General features: G+C 36.6%; 17 protein-coding genes. 16 read left to right on the top strand and 1 reads right to left on the bottom strand.

What is annotated here, in order from left to right:
• Nucleotide 1: 1 nt before the first annotated feature.
• The 12 genes from VEI_RS05285 to VEI_RS05230 all read left to right on the top strand — a co-directional run bounded on the left by VEI_RS05285 (nt 2) and on the right by VEI_RS05230 (nt 12,004).
• The gene (locus VEI_RS05285) at nt 2–1,378 is read left to right on the top strand and encodes a sensor histidine kinase (protein WP_059362854.1); all 1,377 of its coding nucleotides are present in this window, start codon (nt 2–4) and stop codon (nt 1,376–1,378) included.
• Nucleotides 1,379–1,945, top strand: a complete 567-nt coding sequence (locus tag VEI_RS05280; protein ID WP_059362851.1) for an ANTAR domain-containing response regulator — start codon at nt 1,379–1,381, stop codon at nt 1,943–1,945. It begins immediately after the preceding gene.
• A gap of 206 nt (nt 1,946–2,151) precedes the next feature.
• The gene (gene groES / locus VEI_RS05275) at nt 2,152–2,433 is read left to right on the top strand and encodes a co-chaperone GroES (protein WP_059362846.1); all 282 of its coding nucleotides are present in this window, start codon (nt 2,152–2,154) and stop codon (nt 2,431–2,433) included.
• A 112-nt stretch (nt 2,434–2,545) separates the two neighbouring features.
• Entirely contained in the window at nt 2,546–4,171 is a 1,626-nt protein-coding gene (gene groL, locus VEI_RS05270) for a chaperonin GroEL (protein ID WP_059362843.1), read from the top strand.
• Nucleotides 4,172–4,416: 245 nt separating this feature from the next.
• A complete protein-coding gene (locus tag VEI_RS05265; protein WP_059362839.1) occupies nt 4,417–4,833 on the top strand; it encodes a DoxX family protein in 417 nt (138 codons plus the stop codon).
• A gap of 54 nt (nt 4,834–4,887) precedes the next feature.
• Complete coding sequence (locus VEI_RS05260; RefSeq protein ID WP_059362836.1) at nt 4,888–6,144, top strand: diaminopimelate decarboxylase family protein; 1,257 nt, start codon at nt 4,888–4,890, stop codon at nt 6,142–6,144.
• Between the two features lie 277 nt (nt 6,145–6,421).
• Nucleotides 6,422–7,165, top strand: a complete 744-nt coding sequence (sufC, locus tag VEI_RS05255; RefSeq protein ID WP_059362833.1) for a Fe-S cluster assembly ATPase SufC — start codon at nt 6,422–6,424, stop codon at nt 7,163–7,165.
• Between the two features lie 8 nt (nt 7,166–7,173).
• The gene (sufB, locus tag VEI_RS05250) at nt 7,174–8,583 is read left to right on the top strand and encodes a Fe-S cluster assembly protein SufB (protein ID WP_059362830.1); all 1,410 of its coding nucleotides are present in this window, start codon (nt 7,174–7,176) and stop codon (nt 8,581–8,583) included.
• Between the two features lie 9 nt (nt 8,584–8,592).
• On the top strand, nt 8,593–9,639 hold the full coding sequence (locus VEI_RS05245) for a SufD family Fe-S cluster assembly protein (RefSeq protein WP_059362827.1): 1,047 nt from the start codon (nt 8,593–8,595) through the stop codon (nt 9,637–9,639).
• Between the two features lie 12 nt (nt 9,640–9,651).
• Nucleotides 9,652–10,881 carry a SufS family cysteine desulfurase gene (locus tag VEI_RS05240; RefSeq protein ID WP_059362824.1) on the top strand — a complete coding sequence of 410 codons (1,230 nt, stop codon included), beginning with the start codon at nt 9,652–9,654 and terminating at the stop codon, nt 10,879–10,881.
• An 11-nt stretch (nt 10,882–10,892) separates the two neighbouring features.
• Entirely contained in the window at nt 10,893–11,318 is a 426-nt protein-coding gene (gene sufU, locus VEI_RS05235; RefSeq protein WP_059362820.1) for a Fe-S cluster assembly sulfur transfer protein SufU, read from the top strand.
• Nucleotides 11,319–11,320: 2 nt separating this feature from the next.
• On the top strand, nt 11,321–12,004 hold the full coding sequence (locus VEI_RS05230; protein WP_059362817.1) for an HAD hydrolase-like protein: 684 nt from the start codon (nt 11,321–11,323) through the stop codon (nt 12,002–12,004).
• A 116-nt stretch (nt 12,005–12,120) separates the two neighbouring features.
• Here the strand turns inward: VEI_RS05230 and VEI_RS05225 are convergent, their stop codons facing one another.
• Nucleotides 12,121–12,627, bottom strand: coding sequence for an S-adenosylmethionine decarboxylase family protein (locus VEI_RS05225; protein WP_059362809.1), 507 nt, complete (start codon nt 12,625–12,627; stop codon nt 12,121–12,123).
• A gap of 253 nt (nt 12,628–12,880) precedes the next feature.
• Between VEI_RS05225 and VEI_RS05220 the strand changes: the two genes are divergently transcribed.
• The 4 genes from VEI_RS05220 (at nt 12,881) to ispD (ending at nt 17,446) form a co-directional block, all read left to right on the top strand.
• Nucleotides 12,881–13,360: a CtsR family transcriptional regulator gene (locus VEI_RS05220; protein WP_059362804.1), complete on the top strand. Its 480-nt coding sequence runs from the start codon at nt 12,881–12,883 to the stop codon at nt 13,358–13,360.
• Nucleotides 13,361–13,679: 319 nt separating this feature from the next.
• Complete coding sequence (radA, locus tag VEI_RS05215; protein ID WP_059362801.1) at nt 13,680–15,056, top strand: DNA repair protein RadA; 1,377 nt, start codon at nt 13,680–13,682, stop codon at nt 15,054–15,056.
• 76 nt (nt 15,057–15,132) lie between these two features.
• Complete coding sequence (locus VEI_RS05210) at nt 15,133–16,281, top strand: PIN/TRAM domain-containing protein (RefSeq protein WP_059362798.1); 1,149 nt, start codon at nt 15,133–15,135, stop codon at nt 16,279–16,281.
• Entirely contained in the window at nt 16,274–17,446 is a 1,173-nt protein-coding gene (ispD, locus tag VEI_RS05205; RefSeq protein ID WP_059362795.1) for a 2-C-methyl-D-erythritol 4-phosphate cytidylyltransferase, read from the top strand. Before VEI_RS05210 ends, ispD begins: the two co-directional genes overlap by 8 nt.
• Nucleotides 17,447–17,448 lie beyond the last annotated feature (2 nt).

Here is a 17,448-nt window from a genome sequence, read left to right as displayed (position 1 = left end):
TATGACTGTACATATATATGATGAGTTAGTAAAGGAAACAAGCTTATCAAGTTTACAGGCCTCTTTATTGGTTCATATCAGTCATATGATTCGTTTTGGTCAATCTGTAAGTAAGCATAAAATCGTATTATTTACATATATTACGGATGATGCGTCTTGTGAAATGATGTGTATTTCCGAGGTGGCAGATTCATTAGTAACATCTCGTATACAAGGCTCTAATATGTGGAAAAAACTCATAAATACAGGTGAGTGTATTCAACAATCGACGCAGAATGGATTTGAGTATTTGTTTCCCATTGTCGATAATGGTGGTAAAACTATTGGTGGTATTTCTTTCACCTATACGGCGCCTACTAATGGAACAGAGGGTAAACGAGGTTTTATTGTAGCTGATACGATGCAACGATTAATGTTGACTGCTACAGATGAACAAATTAAAGAGTATGAGCCTATATCGTATTTGGATGGGCTCATCATTTTTGACCAGAATGGAACTATTTTATATGGCAATGATACAGCATTACATCTAGCAGATATCGTTGGCGTTGATCGTCGTCTAGTAGGCACATCTATCTTTGGTAGTTCCTTAAAAATATCTGCTATTCATCGTGTGCTTACAGATAGAAATGACTTTGTATCAGAAGAAATTTATCATAATATGGTACTCAGACAGCATATGATTCCTATAGCTATGGGTCGTAATGAATGTCGTTGTTTTTTGATTCTTCACGATTGTACGCGTGAAAGTAAACAGCAACAAGAGTTACTTGTTAAGAACTCAATCATTAAAGAAATACATCATCGTGTAAAGAATAATTTGCAAACCGTAGCTGGCTTATTACGGATGGAAGCGAGACGCTCTAATTTGCCAGAGGTGAAAGCTGCATTACAAGAAGGCATTTCTCGAATAGAGAGTATGGCCTTAGTACATGATTTAGTATCTCACTATGATGAAGATTATATTTCTATACGATCCATATACGATGAGCTTTGTCGCTTGTTGCGTCAAAGCATGGTAGAGCGTTATCAACATGTAGAATTTCGTTATCATGGAGATGATTGTATTATTTCATCTCACCAAGCAAGCTATATTTCACTCGTATTTAATGAACTAATTTCCAATAGTATTATTCATGGATTAGCCGGTGAAGATGGTTTGATTTCCGTGGAAGTATCGAGTTTAGAGGACTCTATACGTATTGTCTTTACCGATTCAGGAAAAGGATTGCCATCAGATTTTAATATGGCTAAAAGCAAGCGTTTGGGCATGCAAATCATAAACAATCTGGTGACCCATGAATTAGAAGGTACTATGACGATTGAAAATGGTCCTATAGGTGTTGTCGTAACAATTCATATTCATAAGGAGAATTGAATGCGTATTTTGATAGTCGATGATGAATCTCTTATACGAATGGATTTACGGGATATATTAGAGTCCGAACAACATGAAGTGGTGGGGGAAGCCGGTAATGGTGTAGAGGCTATTATGATGTGTAAGGACTTACAACCTGATGCGGTGTTAATGGATGTAAAAATGCCTGAGCTAGATGGCATAGAAGCGGCTCGCCAAATAGGATACAATCATTTGGCACCAGTAGTTCTTCTTACAAGCTATAGCCAACAGGACTTGGTAGCAAAGGCTCGTGAGTCTGGCGTATACGGATATCTTATAAAACCGGTTCGAGAGGAACAATTAATTCCTACATTAGAAATGGCACGAGGCCGCTTTTTAGATGAAGCAGAATCACGGCAACAAATGGCAGACCTAGAAAAGACTCTGGAAGAACGTAAGTTGATTCAAAAGGCAACGGGTATCCTTATGAATCTATATAAAATTAGTGAGGATGAAGCCTACAATCGAATTAGAGTTTTAAGTATGAAAAAGAGAAGTTCTATAGCTGATATATGTAGATTAGTAATTGATCAAACTGCAAAATAGATTAATAAGGACTACTGTAAGTGGAATAACTTATGGTAGTTCTTTTACGTTTTATATATGAATAAGTCTTTAAAAATCTAAATAGTCAAAAAATCAAAAATAATGCTTGCAATTATTTTACCATCGGTTATAATAATACATGTAATTAGCACTCGATGTTGTTGAGTGCTAACAAATAATGAATGATATATAAGGAGTGACATCATATGTTAAAACCATTAGCTGATCGCGTTATTATCCGTTTAGAAGCAAAAGAAGAAAAAACTAAAAGTGGTATTTTCCTTCCAGATACAGCAAAAGAAAAACCTCAAGAAGGTGTAGTTGTAGCTGTAGGTGCTGGTAAAGTATATGACAATGGTCAACGTGTAGCTCCAGAGGTTAAAGTTGGCGACACTGTTATGTTTGCAAAATATGCTGGTAGCGAATTAGAAATCGATGGCGCTACTCACTTGATTATTAGCGAACGCGATATCTTAGCAGTATTATAATTGCTAATTTGTAGTCATAATGACTATAAAAACTAATGATACATTCTATATTGCCTAAGGGCACATATATTTCGTTACATTGGATAGTGATACTATCTAGGAGGTAATACATATGGCAAAAGAAATCTTGTTTAATGAAGAAGCTCGTCGCGCATTGGGTCGTGGCGTTGACCAATTAGCAAATGCTGTAAAGGTTACATTGGGACCAAAAGGCCGCAATGTTGTATTGGATAAAAAATTCGGTTCCCCAACAATCACAAACGATGGTGTAACTATTGCTCGTGATATCGAACTTCCAGATCCATTTGAAAACATGGGTGCGCAATTGGTAAAAGAAGTTGCTACTAAAACTAATGATGTAGCTGGTGACGGTACTACTACTGCAACTGTATTGGCACAAGCTATGATTCAAGAAGGTATGCGTAACGTAGCAGCTGGTGCTAATCCAATGATCTTGAAAAAAGGCATTGAAACAGCAGTTAAAACATTGGTAGAAGAAATCAAAAAACGCTCTATTAAAGTTTCTGGCAAAGCTGAAATTGCTCAAGTAGCTAGTGTATCTGCAGCTGATGAAGAAATCGGTGGTTTGATTGCAGAAGCTATGGAAAAAGTTGGTAACGACGGCGTTATCACTGTAGAAGAATCTAAAGGCTTGCAAACTGCATTAAACGTAGTAGAAGGTATGCAATTCGACCGTGGTTACATTTCCCCTTACATGGTAACTGATCCTGACCGCATGGAAGCTGTTATGGACAATCCATATATCTTGATTACTGACCGTAAAATCAGCGCTATTGCTGACATGTTGCCTACACTTGAAAAAGTGGTAAAAGTAGGTAAAGAACTTCTTATCATTGCTGAAGATGTAGAAGGCGAAGCATTGGCTACATTAGTAGTAAACCGTTTGCGTGGCACATTCAAAGCTGTTGCTGTTAAAGCTCCTGGCTTCGGTGACCGTCGTAAAGCTATGCTTGAAGATATTGCCATCTTGACTGGTGGTACTGTAATCACTGAAGATATGGGCCGTAAACTTGATTCCGTAGAGCTTACTGATCTTGGTACAGCTCGTCAAATTCGCATCACTAAAGACGAAACTACAATCATCGATGGTGTAGGCGATAAAGAAGTAATCGCTAAACGCGTTAGCCAAATCCGTGCACAAGTAGAAGAAACTACTTCCGAATTCGACCGTGAAAAATTACAAGAGCGCCTTGCTAAATTATCCGGTGGTGTTGCAGTTATCGAAGTAGGTGCTGCTACAGAAGTTGAAATGAAAGATAAAAAACTTCGTATCGAAGACGCATTGAATGCAACTCGCGCTGCAGTAGAAGAAGGTATCGTAGCTGGTGGTGGTACTACTTTCATCGATATCATTCCTGCATTGGATACATTGGAAGCTACTGGTGATGTTCAAACAGGTATCAACCTTGTAAAACGTGCTGTTGAAGAACCAGTTCGTCAAATTGCTTATAATGCTGGTCTTGAAGGTTCTGTTGTAGTAGAAAAAGTAAAAAATACTGATGCTGGCATCGGCTTCAACGCATTGACTGAAGAATATATTGACATGGTAAAAGCTGGTATCGTGGACCCAGCAAAAGTTACTCGTTCTGCTCTTCAAAACGCTGCATCCATCGCATCTCTTGTATTGACTACAGAAACTATCGTAGCTGATAAAGTAGAAGAAAATGCTGCAGTTCCTGCTATGCCTCCAATGGGCGGCATGGGCGGCATGATGTAATCAATCGCTAAAAATTAATATTTAAGCACCATAATATTCCTAATGAATCAAGAATGGTTTATTCTCAGGTTCATTAGGAATATTTTTATAGTATGAATGGTTTATATAGGTAGAGATAAATTGCTTTTGTATGTACATTGTGGTATAATTCTATAGAATTTGAATGAGTCTTAGTTTGACAGGTGTTGTTGTTCGGTTTATAATAATTACATCGAAAATTATCTATATACTGTAGAGGTGATACTATGTTGAACTTTTTATTTAAAAGTAAACCTAATTATATTAATTTTGGCTTATTATTCTATCGTTTAGCAATAGGCGCATCTATGTTCTACCATGGATATTTAAAATGGCTAGGTGGATCTCAAGGACTATATAATGTTGGGGCTATGTTAGCACCTCTTGGCGTAACTGGTGGTTATGAAATACTAGGAACTATAGCAGCTTTTGCTGAAATGGTGGGTGGTATTCTCGTAGCACTTGGCCTATTTACGCGTATAGGTTCTCTAATGCTGATTGGTACATTGGCAACGGCTACACTCTTACATTTGAGCGGAAATTTCTTCGGTTGGGACTATCCATCTCAAATGGGCTTTGGTGCTATTATGTTGTTCTTTGCTGGGGCTGGTCGTTTTAGCTTAGATAAAGCTTTATTTAAATAATTAGGATATAGGCTCATCATTTTGATGGGTCTTTATTTATGTAGAGAGGGTATTATGAATACAAAAACTGTTCCGTTTACATCTGAACAATTAGAGGCAATTATAGCCCAATATCCAACACCATTTCATATCTATGATGAAGAAGGTATTGTAGATAATATGAAACGCTTTATTTCTGCTTTTTCTTGGAATAAAGGGTTTAAACAATACTTCGCTGTAAAAGCAACACCAAATCCATATATTATGCGTTTGTTACAAAATCTTGGTGTTGGTGCGGATTGCTCATCCTTGGCAGAGTTAATGCTCTGTGAAAAAGTAGGCATTACTGGCCACGATATTATGTTTACATCGAATGACACACCATATGTAGAATATAAAAAAGCACTAGAACTGGGTTCTATTATTAATCTTGATGATATTACACATATTGAATACTTAGAAAAGAATCACGGTTCTTTACCTGATACATTCTGTGTACGTTATAATCCAGGTTCCTTAAAAGAAGGTGGCAATACAATTATTGGTATTCCTGAAGAGGCTAAATATGGTATGACTCGCGACCAAGTATTTGAGGCCTATAAAATATTACAAGATAAAGGCGTAAAACACTTTGGGATTCATACGATGGTTGTATCTAATGAGCTTGATGTTGAAGGCTTGGTAGGGACCGCAGAAATTTGTTTTAACCTTGCTGTCGATATAAAAAAAGAACTCGGTATCACCGTAGATTTCATTGATCTTGGTGGTGGGGTAGGTGTGGCGTACAAACCAGAGCAAACACCTGTAGATTTTGAAGTATTAAGTAAACGTGTTCATGAAGTATATGATTCTATCCTCGTAGCCAATGGTCTTAATAACGTTGCTTTAGCTTATGAATGTGGCCGTATGGTAACAGGTCCGTTTGGTTATCTTGTTTCCACAGCTATTCATAAAAAGGATATTTATCGTCATTATATTGGTCTTGATTCTTGTATGGCTGATTTGATGCGCCCTGCATTGTATGGTTCTTATCATCACATCACTGTAATGGGGAAAGAAAATGCGCCTAAGGATCATGTATATGATGTTACTGGTTCTTTATGTGAAAACAACGATAAATTTGCTATCCAACGGGAATTACCTAAAATCGATATGGGGGATCGAATTATCATCCATGATACGGGCGCACATGGTCATTCCATGGGCTTCAATTATAATGGTAAATTACGATCAGCAGAGTTGCTATTACACAAAGATGGTTCTGTGACTCAAATTCGTCGTGCTGAAACATATGATGATTTGTTTAGTACCTTAGATTTTTCTAATCTGTAATTTAATATTGAGAATTAAAATAGATGAGAATGAATACCAATAAAAATGTATCAATATATGTAATACTTGATATTCTTTTAATTCCTGTATATTTTAGTAGGAATATCTTGCTATCATTTAGAGAAGAATGTATAATGAGTGTAGATTGTTATGCACATACTTGCTAAAGTGGCGAGATAATACGGCGGTGTCAGCTTTGTGCGTACCGCCGTTTTTCTATGTGAATATAAAGTTTTAATCTTAAATCAGTATTGCTGATACGAAGGAGTGAAATATTTTGGCTGAATTACTTCAGATAAAAGATTTAGAGGTGTCCGTAGAAGATAAAAAAATCCTTAAGGGCATTGATTTGACAATAAATAAAGGTGAAGTTCACGTTGTAATGGGTACAAATGGTGCTGGTAAGTCTACATTGGCAAATGCTATCATGGGTAACCCATTGTATACAGTTGATAAAGGTTCTATTGTATTTGACGGAAATGATATTACGGAAGATGCTGTAAATGATCGTGCAAAAGCGGGTATTTTCATGTCTTTCCAACATCCAATTTCTGTACCTGGTATTACAGTAGAAAACTTTATTCGTACGGCTAAATCCACTATTACAGGTGAAAATGTACGTGCCTTAGCTTTCAAAAAAGAATTGAAAGAAAAAATGGATGAATTATCCTTTGATACATCTTACGCACAACGTTATGTAAATGAAGGTTTCTCCGGTGGTGAACGCAAGAAAAATGAAATTCTTCAAATGGCCATTTTGAATCCTAAATTGGCAATTCTTGACGAAACTGACTCTGGTCTTGATGTCGATGCAGTTCGTATCGTTTCCGAAGGTGTTAATCGATTCCACAATGAAGACAACGCAGTATTAATCATTACTCACCACAATCAAATTTTACAAAAATTAAAACCTGATTTTGTACATGTTTTGATTAACGGTAAAATCGTTAAGACTGGTGATGCTTCTTTGGTTCGTGAAATTGAAGAAAAAGGTTACGACGCATACAAAGCATTAGCATAGGAGGCAACATGGAAGAAAGAAAGAAAACCCAAGTTGCGGATATGGACCGTGGCGTCTATGATATAAAGAATAATTTTGAATATTCCTATATTGCTGATGCTGGTTTAACAGAAGAAATTATCCGTGAAATTTGGGCTAATAAAAATGAACCTGAATGGATGCTTGACTTCCGTTTGAAATCCTTAGAGATTTATAATCGCATGGAAATTCCTAATTGGATTCCAGATATTTCTGGCTTAGATATGGAAAATATTTATACCTATGTTAAGCCAAAAGTAGATATGAAAGAAAATTGGGACGAAGTTCCTGAGGATATTAAGAGTACTTTTGATCGTCTTGGTATTCCTGAAGCAGAGAAAACATCTCTTGCTGGTGTAGGCGCTCAATACGACTCTGAAGTTGTATATCACAGTATACAAGAAGACCTTGTAAAACAAGGTGTTATTTATACAGATATCGAAACAGCTCTTCATGAGCATGAAGAAATTGTAAAAAAATATTGGATGACATTGATTCCACCTACTGATCACAAATGGGCTGCTCTTCATGGCGCCGTATGGTCTGGTGGTTCCTTTGTATATGTTCCGGCAGGTGTACAAGTGGATATTCCTTTGCAATCCTATTTCCGTTTGAATGCACCAGGTGCTGGCCAGTTCGAACACACTATGATCATTGTAGAAGAAGGTGCAAAGGTTCACTTTATCGAAGGTTGTTCTGCTCCTAAATATGATGTATCTAATCTTCATGCAGGCGCAGTTGAATTGTTCGTTAAAGATAATGCTACATTGCGTTATTCTACAATTGAAAACTGGTCTAAGAACATGTATAACCTCAATACAAAACGTTGTGTTGTAGGTAAGGGTGGTACTATCGAGTGGGTATCTGGTTCCTTTGGTTCTCGTGTATCTTGCTTGTATCCAATGAGTATTCTTAATGGTGAGGGCGCTCATGCTGAATTTACAGGCGTAACTTTCGCTGGGGAAGGTCAGTTCCTTGATACGGGCTGTAAGGTGGTTCATAATGCACCATATACAACAAGTAATGTAAATTCTAAATCTATCTCCAAATCTGGTGGTGCTGCTATTTACCGTGGCCTTTTGAAAATTGGTCCTAAAGCAGAACATGCAAAAGCGACTGTATCTTGTGAATCTTTGATGTTAGATGAGATTTCTCAATCCGATACAATTCCAGCTATCATTGTAGAAAATGATAATGTCGATTTAGGTCATGAAGCTAAAATTGGTCGCATTTCCGATGAAGCTATTTTCTACCTTATGACGCGTGGTATTAGTGAAGAAGAAGCTCGTGCTATGCTTGTTCGCGGCTTCGTAGAACCAATTTCTAAAGAATTGCCATTGGAATACGCAGTAGAAATGAATAATCTAATCAATCTTGAATTAGAAGGTTCTATCGGTTAAGGAGGTACTATGAGCGAATTATTATTTAATGAACTTCCTAGACCTACCTTTAGATGGTTGCGTGTAAACCATACTCCAGCAAGTCTTTTGGGAGAATCTGAAGAAACTAAATCTGTATTGGTAAAAGGTAATGATGCGATTATAAGTGAATTACCAACTGGTACAGCTTTGATAAATCCAAATTATAAAGGTGCAAATGATGTTGCATTAACACAATTAGTGAATAGTGCAGAAGGTTATGCTGTACATGTACCTGCTAATGCTAATGAAATAGTAGGTATTCGTATTGATGCAGGCGCACGTATTGCAAGTCGTTTCCAATTTATCGTAGAAGAAGGGGCAAACCTTGAGGTTCAATTCTTCTTAGATGGCGGTTTAGCAAATACAACAAATGTTCAATATTTCAATGAATATGATGTAAAAGCGAATGCTAAGGTTGTTGTTAAAAAAGTAAATCTTTTAGACGATACGATTCAACATATCGAACATCGCTATACTAAACTTGAAGATAATGCAGATGTTGAATATATCAATGTTGAAATTGGTGGTAAAGAAAACTTCTTGCATTATGAGCATGATTTACAAGGTCAATCTAGTAAAATCGTACATGATATTGCTTATTTAGGTAATAAAGAGCAAAAATTCGATATTGCTATGCTTATGAGTCATGGTGGTAAAAAATCCTTCAGTGATATCCATACTTTAGGTGCTTTGAGCGATACTGCAAAAAAATCCTTCCGTGGTACATTGGACTTCCTTCGTGGTGCTGTTGCCTCAGAAGGTGCTGAAGAAGACACATGTTTATTGTTAGATCCTACTGTAAAATCTATTTCTTTACCTTTATTATTATGTAAAGAAGATAATGTAGTGGGGAATCATGCCGCTAGTGCAGGACAAATTGATCAAAATAAATTGTTCTATCTCATGAGCCGTGGCTTTAGTGAGGTAGAAGCTAAACATATCATCGTAGAATCTATGATTCGTCCAATTATTGATAGAATTGGTGATGAAGTGATTGAGAAAGCCGCATTGACTGCAGTGCGTAATAAAATTTAAAGAGGAATTAGTATGAGACCTATTACAGAAGCATATAAAGATTTTCCTATTTTACAGAAGGAGCATAATGGGCATCGCTTGGTGTATTTAGATAGTGGTGCTACTACACAAATTCCTCAAATGGTAATCAGTCGCCTTACAGATCATATGCTTCATCATAATGGTAATCCGCATCGTGGATCTCATATTCTCGCTATTGAAGCATCTGAAGCTTATGAAAATGCTCGTGATCGCGTTGTGGAATTTATCAATGCTCGTGAACGAGAAGAGGTTATATTTACCCGTAATACAACTGAATCTATGAATCTCATTGCTCATAGTTATGGTGCTAATTTTCTTTCAGAAGGCGATAAAATCGTTATAACTGTTGCAGAACATCATGCAAACCTTGTTACATGGCAATATGTGGCTGAGAAAACAGGTGCTACCCTTGAGTATATGTACTTAGATGATTCTGGCCATTTGAAAGATGGTGAGATTGATAAAATAGATGAAAGCACTAAAATTGTGGCCTTTGCTCATGTGAGTAATGTACTTGGTATGGAATTTCCTGTGAAAGACCTAATTGCTAAGGCTCACTCAGTAGGTGCTGTTGTCGTTCTTGATGGTGCTCAATCTACGCCTCATATGAAGGTAGATGTACAGGCATTAGATTGTGATTTCTTTGTATTCTCCGGTCATAAAATGTGTGCATCACAAGGTATTGGTGTACTATATGGTAAACGTGCATTATTGGAAAAAATGCCACCATTCTTACTTGGTGGCGATATGATTGAATATGTAAAAGAACAATCTACTACATTTAATGAATTGCCATATAAATTTGAAGCTGGTACACCAAATGCTCATGGTGCAGTGTCCTTACATGCAGCGATTGATTATTTAGAATCTTTTGGTATGGATGCTATCGAGGCTCATGAAGAAAGTTTAGTATCTTATGTATTACCTAAGATGCTTGAAATTCCACATGTACAAGTACTAGGTAGTTCTAATCCAAGAGAGAAACATGGTGTTATTGCTTTCACCATTGATGACGTACATCCTCATGATGTGGCAACTATCTTGGATTCTAAAGGTATTTGTGTGCGTTCTGGTCATCACTGTGCACAACCATTGGGGGCATTCTTTAAGGTGGCTGCTTCAACACGCCTTAGCATGTACTTGTACACCCGTAAAGAAGATTTAGATGCATTCTTAGAAGTATTAAAGACTGTCCGTTCAGTAATGGGCTTTAAAGATTAGGAGACATTCATATGGAAATGGATCAATTGTATACGGAACTTATTTTGGAACATAACCAAGATAAACGTAATAAACGTGAATTAAGTGAGTTTACCGCTTCCGAGCACGGACACAATCCAAGTTGTGGTGATGATTTAACACTACAAATTGATGTGAAAGACGGTATCATTAAAGATGCTGCCTATACTGGTTCTGGCTGTGCAATCAGTCAAGCATCTGCATCTATGATGATTGATATTATCAAAGGTAAACCCGTAGAAGAAGCGTTGCGTTTAGTAGAATTATTCTTAGGTATGATTAAAAAAGACGTAACTGATGAATCTGAACTTGAAGATTTAGAAGATGCTATGGCTTTACAAAATATCTCTAATATGCCGGCTCGGGTAAAATGTGCAGTATTGGCATGGCATACATTAAAAGAGGCATTGAAGAAATAATTATGAATAAGACTATAATTTTTGATCTTGATGGTACTCTAACTGATTCTAAAGAAGGCATTTTAAAAAGTCTTGAGTTCGCTTTAGAAGCTTTTGGTTATGATATACCACCATATGAAACACAATTATTATTTCTTGGACCACCTATTGTAGATTCCTTACAACAATATTGTGGGATGACTATAGAGCAAGCTGAAGAAGTATATAAGAAATTCGGTGAACGATACGGCACTATTGGTAAGTTTGAAAATCAATTATATCCAAATATTATTGATTTGTTAGCAAAGGTGAAAAATGAGCATTATACAGTTGCTTTGGCTACGGCTAAACCAGAAATATATGCTCGAGAAATTTTAGACCATTTCTCTATTACGCCATATTTTGATGTAATAGTTGGTGCTAATCATAAAGAAGGATTGATTCATAAGAAAGAGATTCTTCAAAAAGCGATTGACTTATGCGGTAATCCATTAACAGATGATACAGGGCGTCGTCTTGTATATATGGTAGGAGATAGAAAATACGATGTGGTATCAGGTAATGAATTAGGTTGTATTTCTATTGGTGTCACATATGGTTATGGTACAGAAAAAGAATTAATCGAAGCCAATGCAGAGTATCTATGTGAAGATACCGATGATATCGTTATGACTTTAGATTTAGAGGAAATGCTTATTCGTAGATAGTCTATATCTTACATAGTCATACTATATAAAGATTCATAAATAAAAAGCTAGAGAGTTTTCTCTAGCTTTTTTCATAGTAAAAGGTCTTGTTCATTTTGAACCAGGCCTTTTGTATATTATTTTTTTAATCCGCTTTTTTTAGCTAATGATTTAATTACCTTAGCACTTTGTTTTTTTAGTTTACCACCTGTTTGTTTTAATTGGATACGTGTGCGGAATACACGACCTAATGTAGTGATCTTTGTTTTACGACGAGGTTTCATATCACGTTCGTTGCCAAAGTCACCACGTTGTACGGTAGTAGCTTTTACCTTTTCAGAGCCAAAGGCCTGGCGTAAGGATTTCATAAATTTTGTAAGTGGAAGAGCACGATTGAAGGAGAATAAATCAACTGCTACATAGCCTAATTCTGAATAAGCATGCAATGTAAAATGAAATTGCTTTGCAATGGCTAATACGATAATTTCGTCATCCATAACTTGATAGTCTATTTCGTTTAATTCTACATCAGCTAATTCAAATGCAGCCGCTACGCTTTCCTGTACAGTTGCAGCGGAAGAGAGAGATTCTTCATTGCAAGAATATAAATCTAGTAATAATTGATGACCTAATGCATCTGCCATTGTAGCACCTTCTTTCGTATACATCATAATATATCTTAACTATTATACATTGAATTTATATATTAGTCCATTCATAGACGGATTTATGTATTCTTATAGATAGAATTAAATAAGTACTAGAGATAGTTATTTAGCGATTAGTCAAATAAAAGACTCAATATATTTGGCTTATTGTTTGACAATGGTCAAATAGTCAAATATAATAAACTTATATTGAAAGAACAAAAAGACAAAGAGATAAAGAGGTGTTATTATGAGCGTTGTAGCTGATAAAATAGAAAAATTTATTCTTAATAAATTAAGAGAAGAACAAGAAAATTTAATTTTAAAACGAAATGAGTTGGCCGATGAGTTAGATTGTGCACCGTCACAGATTAGCTATGTATTGAGTACACGTTTTTCCAATGAACGTGGATTTGACGTTGAGTCAAGACGTGGCTTAGGTGGCTATATTTTAATTCGTAAATTAGAGCCAGAGACATCTGATATGGTACCTGCTGTTACGACATATCGTATTTATGAAGGACCTAATCGAGTAGAGCGTTTGATTGATTTACGTGATGTTGATCAATCTTTATTCCAACTTTTACAAGACAATAAAATGACAAAGCGTGAGGCCCAAATGATGCATAATGCATTTGCTAGTATTATTGAACATGTAGATTATGAATCTAGAAATGATGCCATAAGAAACCTATACGCTTCCATGATAGAGACATTACGGAAGGAGTGATGTAATATGAAATCAAACAATTACGGCATCAACTAGAAACGGCTATAGGCAATGAGAACTTATAGGAAGTAGCTCAATTAAAAGATAGAATCAAAGCACTAGAACGGTTCTACAATCAAAGCAGATATTGAAGGTGATCAAATTATTGTATCAACTTTTAAATAAAAGAGAATAAATATCGTTTTCTGATAGACTGTTATATAAAATATAATGTCAAAATGGTATACTATTAGTGATAATAGTTGACCGTAGTATAAATTATGCACATAAGGTCATGAGTGAATTATCATTCATGACCTTTTTTACTCATGGGGGTTGTATGGCAAAGGTTAAAACCGTTTTCTTTTGTAATAATTGTGGTGCAGAATCTGCTAAGTGGATGGGCAAATGCCCTCAATGCGGTGAATGGAACACACTTGTGGAAGAAGTGGTAAAGGAAACAAAACATAGTCGTACGCCGACAGTACGTGGTGTAGGAAAAAATACAACAAAACCTGTAGCTTTACCGGATATTGAGATGTCTGCTGTGTCAAGAATTCCAACAACGTACAAGGAAATTGATCGAGTTCTTGGTGGAGGTATTGTTCCTGGTGCTTTAATGCTATTAGGTGGAGATCCTGGTATTGGTAAATCTACATTACTCTTACAAGTATCACAAACTGTGGCCGATACAGTTGGTACTGTATTGTATGCGTCTGGTGAAGAATCGCAACTACAGTTAAAGTTGCGAGCTGAGAGATTACATATCAATAGCAATCGTCTACATGTTATAGCTGATACCGACTTAGACCATATTCTTGAGGTCGCATTAGAACAAAGTCCATCTTTATTGGTTATAGATTCAATTCAGACAATGTATACTGCTGATATTGAAGCTGCACCAGGTAGTGTTAGCCAGGTTAGGGAATGTACATCTCGTTTATTGCGATTTTGTAAGGAACAGAATATACCGACTATTATCATTGGACATGTGACAAAGGAAGGCAATATAGCTGGTCCTCGTATGCTCGAACATATGGTAGACGTTGTACTTTATTTTGAAGGCGAACGTTCTTATCAGTTCCGCATTTTACGGGCGATTAAGAATCGTTTTGGATCAACTTCAGAAACAGGGATTTTTACGATGATTGAAGATGGTTTAACAGAGCTTGCTAATCCATCGGCAGCTTTATTAGCAGAGCGTTCTGATGATGAAAGTGGTAGCGCCGTCATGATTTATCTAGAAGGTGTACGGCCAATTTTGGTAGAGGTTCAAAGTTTAGTAGCTACTACTGCTTTTGGAATGCCAAGACGTACCGCTATAGGTTATGATTTAAACCGTTTAATTGTCTTATTAGCCGTATTGGAGAAACGATGTGGTTTTACACTTGGCAATAAGGATGTATACGTCAACGTTATAGGTGGTTTGAAGGTTAATGAGCCAGCCTGTGATTTATCGATGGCGGTAGCTATTGTTTCTAATCTTAAAAATCGTGTGGTTCCTCATGATATGATTATTCTTGGTGAGGTGGGCTTGACTGGTAATGTACGAAGCATTCCTCGTATTGAGCAACGGATTAATGAAGCGAAGAAATTAGGTTTTACAAAGTTTATAATTCCAGATGGAAATTATAAACAAATTAAACATAATGATGATTCTATTCAAGTTCGTGGCGTTACGTCTATTGCACAGGCTATGCAGCTCGTATTTTCATAATAGTACATCACTCTATAATTCATAGAAGGCTAATTCATACAATATAAACTCTTATAGTATTAAAGGAGGTGTTGCCATGATTTATGGCATTTTACGGTATGTTATTGCCATCCTTATTGGGACGGCTGCATACGTAGGCATGGACAATTTAGCCCCTATTATTGATCCCTATTTAGTAACGCACTTTGCAAGTTTTGGTGATATGTCGCTAACAGTAGCGCGAATTGCTGTAGTTGTGGTGGGTACAATTTTAGGTATTATAATCGGCTATTTTGTGTCGTCTTTTATTTTAAAACAAGGTTTAGTTATTGCGAGACGATTGGAACGTGTATTGACCCATATTCCTAATCAAGAGTTAATTGCAGGCACCATTGGTTTATTATTTGGTCTTATTATTGCTAATTTAATTGGTGTAGCATTTAATCAAGTTCCTATTATAGGTCCGTATATTTCCATCATTTTGAGTGCCATTTTTGGTTATAGCGGTGTGCGATTAATGGCCCGAAAAGGACCTGAAATGTACTTGAATTATATGAGACAATGGAAACGTGGCGAATTAAGCACAAAAAAATCAAAAGGCTTTAAGGTGTTTGGTTCCAATAAGGCAAGCGATAATAATGGAAGCTCTAAACTGCTTGATACATCTGTTATCATCGATGGGAGAATCAAGGACTTATGTGCTACAGGCTTCATTGAAGGTCCATTAGTGGTACCTCTATTTGTATTAAATGAATTGCAAATTATTTCTGACTCTGCAGATGCAATGAAACGAAATCGGGGACGTCGTGGTTTAGATATTTTGAAAGAGATGCAAGATGCCAAGGTGGTAACTATTGAAATTGTAGAGGATGATTACGATGACTTACAAGAGGTTGACTCAAAACTCATGCGTTTAGCCTTAGAAAAACAATGGAAACTAATGACTAACGATTTTAATCTAAACAAAGTTGCCCGTGTACAAGGAATTAAGGTTTTAAATCTAAATGAATTAGCTAATGTATTAAAGCCAGTCCTCATTGCCGGTGAATGGATTCGCGTTCAAGTGATGAAAGAAGGTAAAGAAGTACAACAAGGAGTGGCATACTTAGATGATGGTACTATGATCGTTGTTGAAGATGGTCGCCCTTATGTGGGACAAGAGGTAGAGGTTATGGTTACATCTATTTTGCAAACAAGTGCAGGACGCATGATCTTCGCACGTGTTGATGGAGGTAAGCATGAGTAAGGTTAGTTGTATCGTTCTTGCTGCTGGAGCTGGTCGTCGCATGGGACATGAGGAGAATAAAATATTTATTAAACTCGGTTCTAAATCAATTATTCAGTGGACGTTAAGTCATATTAATCAAGTCAAGGATATTGATGAAGTAATACTTGTTGTTGCTGATGGTGAAGCATCCTACATGAATCAACATATTGAATCATTACAACTTTCAAAATCGATACAAATAATTAAGGGGGGCAAAGAACGGCAAGATTCTGTATATGCAGGTTTACAGGCTGTTAGTGATGATACAGATATCATTCTCGTTCATGATGGGGCCCGTCCTTTAGCAAAGCCTGAGTTGTTTCAATCTGTAATTGAAGGTGCTCGCATTCATGGTGCAGTAACTATTGGTGTACCATCTACAGATACTATTAAGCGTGTTGATATCGATGGACAGGTTTTAGAAACCTTGAATCGCAATGAGTTGATGAATATTCAAACGCCACAAGGTTTTCTAAAAGATATATTCAAAGAGGCTCAGGAAACGGCTAAGCGTGATGCTTATTTGGGAACGGATGATGTGTCCTTAGTTGAGTATATTGGCAAAGATGTGTATATTTTGGATGGTGATTATGAGAACATCAAGGTTACCACACCAAACGATATAGCGGTAGCTAAACGATATTTAGGCATTAAGGAGCAACGTATGCGTGTAGGTTATGGTTATGATATCCACCAACTAAAGGAAGGGCGTCCTTGCATTTTGGGCGGTGTTCATATTGAATCACCCATTGGTCCAGACGGTCATTCCGATGCAGATGTATTGATTCATGCGTTGATGGATGCCTTACTTGGTGCTGCTGGTTTAAAGGATATCGGCTATTATTTTCCACCAGAAGATGATGCTTATAAAGGGATTTCTAGCATGATTTTATTAAAACATGTTAATTCCCTGTTGAAAGAACAAGGCTTAGAAGCCTATAATATAGATATTATGGTTATTTCTGAAACACCAAAATTAAAACCTCACATCGATACGATGAAGGCGAATTTACAGGCCGTTTTAGATATCCCATTAGATCGCATTAGTATTAAAGCTACTACCAATGAAATGCTGGGCGCTATCGGGCGTCGTGAAGGTATTGCAGCACAGGCGGTAGTTTCCGTATATGAAGGAGAGGTTTAATT

It is taken from the genome of Veillonella tobetsuensis, from assembly GCF_001078375.1.
GTDB lineage: Bacteria > Bacillota > Negativicutes > Veillonellales > Veillonellaceae > Veillonella > Veillonella tobetsuensis.
This window is presented reverse-complemented; position numbering and strand designations above follow the sequence as displayed.

Coding starts and splice junctions, on each gene's coding strand:
- sufU (WP_059362820.1), top strand. CDS start 10,893: ATGGAAATGGATCAATTGTATACGGAACTTATTTTGGAACATAACCAA.
- VEI_RS05210 (WP_059362798.1), top strand. CDS start 15,133: ATGATTTATGGCATTTTACGGTATGTTATTGCCATCCTTATTGGGACG.
- VEI_RS05240 (WP_059362824.1), top strand. CDS start 9,652: ATGAGACCTATTACAGAAGCATATAAAGATTTTCCTATTTTACAGAAG.
- VEI_RS05280 (WP_059362851.1), top strand. CDS start 1,379: ATGCGTATTTTGATAGTCGATGATGAATCTCTTATACGAATGGATTTA.
- VEI_RS05230 (WP_059362817.1), top strand. CDS start 11,321: ATGAATAAGACTATAATTTTTGATCTTGATGGTACTCTAACTGATTCT.
- VEI_RS05285 (WP_059362854.1), top strand. CDS start 2: ATGACTGTACATATATATGATGAGTTAGTAAAGGAAACAAGCTTATCA.
- VEI_RS05245 (WP_059362827.1), top strand. CDS start 8,593: ATGAGCGAATTATTATTTAATGAACTTCCTAGACCTACCTTTAGATGG.
- VEI_RS05265 (WP_059362839.1), top strand. CDS start 4,417: ATGTTGAACTTTTTATTTAAAAGTAAACCTAATTATATTAATTTTGGC.
- VEI_RS05225 (WP_059362809.1), bottom strand. CDS start 12,627: ATGGCAGATGCATTAGGTCATCAATTATTACTAGATTTATATTCTTGC.
- radA (WP_059362801.1), top strand. CDS start 13,680: ATGGCAAAGGTTAAAACCGTTTTCTTTTGTAATAATTGTGGTGCAGAA.
- groES (WP_059362846.1), top strand. CDS start 2,152: ATGTTAAAACCATTAGCTGATCGCGTTATTATCCGTTTAGAAGCAAAA.
- groL (WP_059362843.1), top strand. CDS start 2,546: ATGGCAAAAGAAATCTTGTTTAATGAAGAAGCTCGTCGCGCATTGGGT.
- VEI_RS05220 (WP_059362804.1), top strand. CDS start 12,881: ATGAGCGTTGTAGCTGATAAAATAGAAAAATTTATTCTTAATAAATTA.
- ispD (WP_059362795.1), top strand. CDS start 16,274: ATGAGTAAGGTTAGTTGTATCGTTCTTGCTGCTGGAGCTGGTCGTCGC.
- sufB (WP_059362830.1), top strand. CDS start 7,174: ATGGAAGAAAGAAAGAAAACCCAAGTTGCGGATATGGACCGTGGCGTC.
- VEI_RS05260 (WP_059362836.1), top strand. CDS start 4,888: ATGAATACAAAAACTGTTCCGTTTACATCTGAACAATTAGAGGCAATT.